This is a genomic window from uncultured Mucilaginibacter sp., from assembly GCF_937859865.1.
GTDB lineage: Bacteria > Bacteroidota > Bacteroidia > Sphingobacteriales > Sphingobacteriaceae > Mucilaginibacter_A.
This window is the reverse complement of record NZ_CALMAT010000134.1, coordinates 1-5335: the sequence shown is the minus strand read 5'-3', so window position 1 is coordinate 5335 and position 5335 is coordinate 1. Positions and strand designations below refer to the sequence as shown.

Sequence of the window (5335 nt, the reverse complement as noted above, 5' to 3'; positions counted from 1 at the left end):
GGCACAAGCTCAAATTTATCAACCAAAAGCCAACTGTAGCTTGTATCGAATGGATTGAGCCGTTGATGATGGCCGGCAACTGGACACCGGAAATGGTGGAAATTGCAGGCGGACAAGCCATTTTAGCAGAAAACGGAAAACACTCGCCGGCTATTGATTGGATAGATTTGGTGCAGGCCGATCCGGAAACCATCATCGTGATGCCTTGTGGTTTTAGCATCAAACGGACTTTGAAAGAAATGGACACTTTGTTGCAGCAACCGTATTTTAAGGATTTGCAGGCCGTGAAAAACAATCAATTTTTTATTGCCGATGGAAACCAGTATTTTAACCGGTCCGGTCCGCGTATTGCAGATTCAGTAGAAATTCTGGCCGAAATCATCAATCCAAAACAGTTTATTTTTGGTTATGAAGGTGAAGGCTGGATAAAATTTAGTGTGTAAAAGAAGCATCATGGGCAAAAAAATTAAACTATCGGATATTTCCACTTCTCCCGAAGAAAAAATAACCAAAGAAGAAGCGGCCAAAGAAAGCATTAAACTGATTGAAAAGCTGGCGGAAATCCAGGATAAACTGTATGCCCAAAAGAAGTACGATGTGCTGATTATTTTGCAGGGGATGGATGCTTCGGGCAAAGACAGTGCGGTGGAGCATGTTTTTTCGGGCGTAAACCCGGCCGGGTGCAAGGTAAAATCATTTAAAGCGCCAACGGAAGAGGAAAAGGCGCATCATTTTTTGTGGCGGATCAGCAAAGAATGCCCGGAAAAAGGCATGATCGAGATTTTTAACCGCTCGCAGTACGAAGATATTTTGGTGCCTTCCGTCAACAAATCCATAGATGATGAACTGGTTAAAGCGCGTTGCGAAGAAATCAACTGCTTTGAAAGCGGTTTGGTTAGGAACAATACTATTTTGATAAAGTTCTATTTGCACGTTTCGCAAAAAGAACAGGAAGAACGCTTGCAGGCACGCAAAACCAACGAATACAAACGCTGGAAATACCAGCAGGAAGATGTTGCGGCCATTAAAAAGCACGACGATTTTGCCAAAGTGTACGAATACATTTTTGAGCATTGCGCGGAGGCTGCGCTATGGAATATTATCTCAGCCGATAAAAAATGGTATAAAAACTATGCGATTTTAAATACGATTGTGCTGGAGTTGGAGAAGTATGGGATTTATTTTCCAAAGGTGGAGTTGTAAGCTGTTTATAAGTCTTCGGCTGAAACTATCAATAGTTTAGGAAGGTCTTTGCTTTTTAAAACTAACCTTACTTTTTCAATATAAGGCTGTAAAGTTTGATGTTTGTTGTCTTTAGCCAGTAATACAATAAACTTTAAATCTACTTTATTCAAGTTTTGTTGGTTTTTCAGGTTTTTGTCTAACGTAATAAAAATATCAAAACCATTAAAAGCTGCCAAACCCAAAAGTTCGCCGTTTTTCTTTCCTAACCAGTCCATATCTCTTACTGTACTTACGTTAAAGCCATCACCAAAATCATATTTTACTTTGGTGGGCATGTTTTCATCAAGCAAAATTTTCATACAATGATTTTTCAGTAGTCAAAGTTTTACTTGCCATTTTAAGCACTTGAAGGGCAAATTCTTTTTTTACTGAAGGAAAATTCTCCAGGAACTCGTCTAAAGTTTCCCCTGTTTCAATATAATCAAACAATGCCTGGATGGGAACCCGTGTTCCGGTAAAAACGGGTGTTCCACCCATCGTTTCCGGGTCAATGTTAATAGCGCCGTAATTCATCGTTTTGTTTTTGGTTAATATCAAAATTACAAAAAATATAATGCCTCTGATAAGAAGGTCTTAAGCTTTTGTGGTTTCATTGATAGTAAAAGCCATTGTTTCTGTTTCGGATAATTCGTCTAAAACCAGTTAGCCGCCCTGTTGTTCTTCCTAAAAATATACCGATAAAAAAGCATCATGGCAGCACTGTTTAAACCATTAAAAATAAAAAGTATAGAACTGAAAAACCGTATCGTGATTTCGCCCATGTGCGAATATTCGAGTGTGGACGGTTTTGCCAATGATTGGCATTTTGTACATCTTGGCAGCCGCGCGGTTGGCGGTGCCGGATTGATTATTACCGAAGCAACCGCAGTTTCTCCCGAAGGCCGGATTACGCCGGATGATTTAGGGATTTGGAAAGATGAACATCTAACAGAACTGAAAAAAATTGTCGGCTTTATCCATCAAAACGGTTCGGTTGCAGGCGTACAATTGGCGCATGCTGGACGAAAAGCAAGCCATCAAGCACCTTGGAAAGGTGGAATGCTTATCCCAAGCAACGAGCCGGAAGGCTGGCAAACGGTTGCACCAAGCGCCATTCCGTACAAAGAAGGGACCGAAGCGCCAATGGCTTTGGACGAAGCCGGAATTGCCAAAGTGATTGCTGATTTTAAGGAAGCAACCCGAAGGTCTGTTGAAGTTGGTTTTAAAGTGATCGAACTGCACGCTGCACATGGCTATTTGTTGCATCAGTTTTTATCACCGTTAACCAATCAGCGGACTGACCAGTATGGCGGTTCTTTTGAAAACCGTATCCGCTTTTTGCTGGAAGTAACGGCCGCGGTACAGGAAGTTTGGCCGAAAGATTTGCCTTTGTTCGTCCGGATTTCGGCCACGGATTGGGCCGAGGGCGGCTGGAGCTTGGAAGAATCGGTCAAACTATCCGAAATATTAAAAAACCAGGGCGTTGATTTGATGGACTGCTCTTCCGGCGGCTTGGTTTCCTGGCAAAAAATAGCAGCAGGCCCAAATTACCAGGTTCCTTTTGCCAAACAAATTAAAAAAGAAACCGGGATATTGACCGGCGCAGTTGGCTTGCTTACCGAAGCAAAACAAATGGAAGAAATCATAAACAGCGGACAAGCAGATTTGGTATTGATTGCCCGGGAATCTTTACGCGACCCGTATTTTCCCTTGCATGCGGCGCAAGAATTAGGCGTTGACCTACAATGGCCGGTTCAATACGAACGGGCAAAACATCAGCATAAATAATGATTTTTAGGTGGTAAAAGAAGCATGTTGAAACCGGCCGAAATTAAATCAAACCCTCATTTTAAAACCATGCCCAAACTATTGCTAACCCCAACCATCCTGCTTTTCGCCATGCTCCATCTATCCCAACAAAATAATCACCGCCACATTTGGCTATTTGCTTCAGAAGCGGGCAATGCTTCTTTTACCACCCAAAAATCATTGTTGGCAAATGCTGCTGCCGGGTTAAAAGAGCGGGACATTTTGGTGCATGAAGTGATCGGTTTAAAAGCCAACGAAGCCCTGTTTAAAAAGTACAAAGCATCGGCACAAGGCTTTACATTTATTTTGATTGGCAAAGATAGCGGCGAAAAACTGCGTTCAAACCAACCGGTTAGCTTGGAGAAATTATATCGTTTGATTGATGCCATGCCGATGCGTCAGGAGGAAATGAAGCGGCAGGGCAAATAGTAAAATCTGTGGTGAAAAAACAGTTTACGCTATAAATCTTTGCTGATGTTTGGATATTTTTTAAAGTGGTAGAGCTTGGCCACTGTAGAGCGTAAATGTTTCAGCCAGCCCACATTAAAAACCAAAACTGCAATCAGCGTACCGATAAGCGGCGCAACCCAGTAAAGCCAGTAGCCCGACCAAACATTGCTAACCACGGCCGGGCCAAAACTACGGGCGGGGTTGGTGCTGGTGCCCGAAACGGGGGCTTCTACATAAACCATGATGCAATAAATAATGGGCATCATAAAAGGCGTAAAATTTTTCAGTTTATCATGGCTGGTAAAAAACAGAATAACGGCAATCAGCACAAAGGTTGTCCAAATTTCACCGATAAAAGCAGCATTAACGCCGTTTGGTATGGTAGCACCGTAATCCATACTTAAACCTTGCTTTCCCCACAAAAGTAAAGGCACGCAGCCCACAATTGCACCCGCCATTTGTGCCGCAACAAAACCAAGCATGTTTTCAAAGGTCATGTTTCCTCGCATCCAAAAAGCAATGCTGACCATCGGGTTAATGTGCGCGCCGCTAATTTTGCCAACAGGGGAAATGGTGATCAGGCAGCCGGTGGTGCCAAACAAAAAACCGGAAATTGCCCTTCTAATACCGCCATCCGGAATAATTTTTAGTACCGGCGAACCTTTCCCGTTAACAAAAATCACAAAAGATAAGCCTACCAAAACCAATAAAGCCGTACCCACAAATTCCGACAAATAAGCTTTTAAAAACTTCTGATCCATCCGTCTTATTTAAAGGCTTCCCACCATTTATTTACATGTGGTTTGCCATTATACGTATAAGTTTCGCCGGGTTGTGGTATCAATAAAGGAATATTTTTTTGTTCCGAAAGGTCCAGCAACCTTTCTGCCGGTTGCGTCCAGGTGTGGAAAGCAAGGTTGAACAAGCCCCAATGGATCGGCATCATCAGGTTGGCATTCAGGGCAAGAAAAGCATTGGCCGCATTGTCCGGCCCCATGTGGATGTCTTTCCAGAGGTCGTTGTACGCGCCAATCTCCAGCATGGCAATATCAAAAGGGCCGTACTTTTCGCCAATCGTTTTAAAAAGCGGGTGGATGCCAGAATCGGCACCAAAATAAACTTTATGGGTTGGGCCTTTGATAATGTAGGAAGCCCAAAGTGTAGTGTTGCGGTTGGTTATTCCTCTGCCAGAAAAGTGGCGGGCAGGTGTAGCAGCGAGTTTAAAACCAGGCCAAATTTCTTTTTCCTGCCACCAGTCAAACTCGGTGATTTGGGTTTTGTTGATGCCCCAGTTTTCCAAAATCCTGCCAACACCCAGCGAGCAGAAAAACGGGATGCTTCTTTTACCCAATGTTTTTACGGTTGCTTCGTCCAGATGGTCGTAGTGGTCGTGGGAAAGGATGATGGCATCAATCGGCGGTAAATCTTTTAAAGCGATGGGTGCGGGAAAGAAACGTTCCGGCCCAAAAAACTGAAAAGGAGAGGCGCGTTTTGCCCAAACCGGGTCTGTTAATATCCGCTTTCCGTCAATCTCAATTAACAAAGAAGAATGGCCGATTAAAGTAATGCGCAAGGTATTTGCCGGCAACGTATTTAATAACGGAAGATCAACCGGAAAAGGGCCGGGCGGGACACGTGGCGTACGGTTAGGATGGTCTTTGGTATATTCTGCCAAAACCTTAAAAATACTGGAAGATAAACCAGTTTGCGTTGGGATGGGATTAACAAAAACTTTACCGTTAAAATTGGGCGAATTATACATGGAAGCAGCAACAGCAGGAGCGGGATTTGGTTTGGAGGAAGCCGGAACAGGGACTAATGCAGCACCGGCAGCCAGCGCAGCAGTAGATTT

General features: G+C 43.5%; 8 protein-coding genes. 4 read left to right on the top strand and 4 right to left on the bottom strand.

What is annotated here, in order from left to right; genetic code table 11:
* Together Q0192_RS14815 and Q0192_RS14810 are read left to right on the top strand one after the other, a co-directional pair.
* A partial coding sequence (locus tag Q0192_RS14815) for an ABC transporter substrate-binding protein (RefSeq protein WP_299290478.1) occupies positions 1-443 on the top strand: 443 nt, incomplete at its 5' end.
* Positions 444-453: 10 nt separating this feature from the next.
* A complete protein-coding gene (locus tag Q0192_RS14810; RefSeq protein WP_299290476.1) occupies positions 454-1203 on the top strand; it encodes a PPK2 family polyphosphate kinase in 750 nt (249 codons plus the stop codon).
* Between the two features lie 5 nt (positions 1204-1208).
* On the opposite strand, the gene Q0192_RS14805 is transcribed toward Q0192_RS14810, so the two are convergent.
* The gene (locus Q0192_RS14805) at positions 1209-1544 is read right to left on the bottom strand and encodes a DUF5615 family PIN-like protein (protein ID WP_299290474.1); all 336 of its coding nucleotides are present in this window, start codon (positions 1542-1544) and stop codon (positions 1209-1211) included.
* Positions 1528-1758 carry a DUF433 domain-containing protein gene (locus Q0192_RS14800; RefSeq protein WP_299290472.1) on the bottom strand — a complete coding sequence of 77 codons (231 nt, stop codon included), beginning with the start codon at positions 1756-1758 and terminating at the stop codon, positions 1528-1530. The genes Q0192_RS14805 and Q0192_RS14800 overlap by 17 nt, the downstream gene beginning before the upstream one ends.
* 177 nt (positions 1759-1935) lie before the next feature.
* On the opposite strand from Q0192_RS14800, the gene namA reads away from it, so the two are divergent.
* Both namA and Q0192_RS14790 read left to right on the top strand, forming a co-directional pair.
* Positions 1936-3012: an NADPH dehydrogenase NamA gene (namA, locus tag Q0192_RS14795; RefSeq protein WP_299290470.1), complete on the top strand. Its 1077-nt coding sequence runs from the start codon at positions 1936-1938 to the stop codon at positions 3010-3012.
* A 69-nt stretch (positions 3013-3081) separates the two neighbouring features.
* Positions 3082-3462 (top strand): DUF4174 domain-containing protein, encoded by a 381-nt coding sequence (locus Q0192_RS14790; protein ID WP_299290468.1) that lies wholly within the window; start codon positions 3082-3084, stop codon positions 3460-3462.
* A gap of 29 nt (positions 3463-3491) precedes the next feature.
* Here the strand turns inward: Q0192_RS14790 and Q0192_RS14785 are convergent, their stop codons facing one another.
* Both Q0192_RS14785 and Q0192_RS14780 read right to left on the bottom strand, forming a co-directional pair.
* On the bottom strand, positions 3492-4244 hold the full coding sequence (locus tag Q0192_RS14785; RefSeq protein ID WP_299290466.1) for an aquaporin: 753 nt from the start codon (positions 4242-4244) through the stop codon (positions 3492-3494).
* Positions 4245-4249: 5 nt separating this feature from the next.
* On the bottom strand, positions 4250-5335 hold a 1086-nt coding region (locus tag Q0192_RS14780), incomplete at its 5' end, for an MBL fold metallo-hydrolase (protein WP_299290464.1).